This is a genomic window from Leyella stercorea (assembly GCF_021531355.1).
In the GTDB taxonomy this organism is placed as follows: domain Bacteria; phylum Bacteroidota; class Bacteroidia; order Bacteroidales; family Bacteroidaceae; genus Prevotella.
Window position 1 is genome coordinate 1 of sequence record NZ_JADYTS010000216.1, and the last position, 372, is coordinate 372.

The window sequence follows — 372 nt, forward strand, 5'->3', positions numbered from 1 at the left end:
TATGCAGTCCCTGTGGTGCTGTCAGCAGATACTCACGAAATCTGTTGCACAAGTCCACGTTTATCTCACCGAAAGTACACTTGCCTTGCGTGAAGGTACGAAAGTGCATATAAACGTGCTGCCACTTGGAGTTCTTTTTGTCTGCCAGTTTCTTGAAGTAGGCAAGGAAATCTCCCTTCATTTTCTCCTTGTCGAAGAAGTCGTAACGCTCGTTGACGATAGCCTCGAAGCGACGGCAGCGTATCGCTTCAGCCCTTTCAGCAAGGCTCTGGTTATATTTTAGCTCTGTCTGGTTCTTTGGCTTGGCATAGATGTAGATGCCAAGCGACTCATGGCGGATGACTTTCATCGTGCTCTCGTCACGATAGCCTG

At 48.4% G+C, this 372-nt stretch carries 1 protein-coding gene; it reads right to left on the minus strand.

The annotated features are described in order from the left end of the window. Positions 1-372: phage integrase SAM-like domain-containing protein (locus I6E38_RS15135; protein ID WP_235394745.1), on the minus strand; the 372-nt coding region annotated here is incomplete at both ends.